At 47.8% G+C, this 1,402-nt stretch carries 2 protein-coding genes; both read left to right on the top strand.

From position 1 onward, the window contains the following. Nucleotides 1–1,110, top strand: a 1,110-nt coding sequence (locus Q0546_RS05735) for an FtsW/RodA/SpoVE family cell cycle protein (RefSeq protein WP_298791344.1), incomplete at its 5' end; no start/stop codon positions are given. A 133-nt stretch (nucleotides 1,111–1,243) separates the two neighbouring features. Then, a partial coding sequence (locus Q0546_RS05740; protein WP_298791346.1) for a glycosyltransferase occupies nucleotides 1,244–1,402 on the top strand: 159 nt, incomplete at its 3' end.

Consider the following 1,402-nt stretch of genomic DNA (forward strand, 5'->3'; position numbering starts at 1 on the left):
GGTATTGTTTTTTCGCTATCCTTGCCCGTTTTTACCGTGCTTTTTTTTAACTACGAGCCTTATCATTTTTTCATCAGACAGCTTGTCGTGGGAGCGATCGGGATATTTTTGATGTGGGGCATCTCGCGCCTAGACCCTGACAAATCCATGGTCTGGATCGGCTTTTGTCTGTTTGGCTTTTGCGCTATCGCGATGGGAGCTATGCACGCGCTACCTAGCTCGCTGGTTACCGATGCGGGCGGTGCAAAGCGCTGGATACGTTTGCCGGGCTTTTCTCTAGCGCCTGTTGAGTTTTTTAAGATCGGTTTCGTTTACTTTTTGGCATGGAGTTTTGCGCGCAAGATCGACGGCAGCAAAAAGAGTCTAAAGCAGGAATTTAAGCTCATTTTGCCTTATATGTTTTTGTTTTTGATAGCCGTTTATCTCATTGCCATCCTTCAAAACGACCTCGGTCAGGTCGTCGTTTTGGCGCTTACGCTTATCGTTATGATGCTTTTTGCCGGTACTAGCAAGCGGCTTTTCGTCATCGGTATGGCGGGCGCTTCAGTGCTTGCTTTTGTCGCTATTTTTACGTCGGAGCACCGAATTTTGCGTATAAAATCATGGTGGGGCACGGTGCAAAATATGGTCCTTTCGCTAATGCCCGAAAATATGGCAAATATGTTTCGCGTCGAGGGCGTACCTGAGCCATATCAGATCTCGCACTCGCTTAATGCGATAAAGCACGGCGGATTTTTCGGCGAAGGGCTGGGAGCTGGCGTGTTTAAGCTCGGATTTTTGAGCGAAGTGCACACGGACTTCGTACTTGCCGGTATCGCCGAGGAGGTCGGGGTGCTGGGGATACTTATCATCACGTCGCTTCTTTTGATTTTGCTTTTCCGTATCTTTCGCGTCTCGTCAAGGCGCGAAAACAAAGTCTACCATCTCTTTACGCTCGGCGTCGGGCTTCTCATCTCGTTTTCGTTTATCATGAACTCATACGGCATCACCTCGATCACGCCTATCAAAGGCATCGCCGTGCCGTTTCTAAGCTACGGTGGCAGCTCGATCCTAGCGCTTTGCATAGGGGTCGGCATGGTGCTGATGGTGAGCAAAAAGGTAAAAGATTGAGCTCAAATTTGACTTGCAACGCAAATTTAAACTCAAATTTGAACGTCCGAAATTAGATAACAAGGAGTAAAATTTGACGTCTGAAATTTTACAAGACAAAGAGCAAAATTCAGCTGAAATTTCGCCGTCAAATTTGACTAACGGCGAAGCCCAAAACAAAATCGAAAGTAGTCTGCAAAGCAGCGCTATCGTTATCTGCGGAGGCGGCACTGGCGGACACCTGGCTGTCGCAAAAGCTCTAAACGAAGAACTGGTATCGCGCGGATGTAGGACGATATTTGTAGGCTCAAGC

Origin of the sequence: uncultured Campylobacter sp., assembly GCF_937997465.1 — a bacterium.
GTDB lineage: Bacteria > Campylobacterota > Campylobacteria > Campylobacterales > Campylobacteraceae > Campylobacter_A.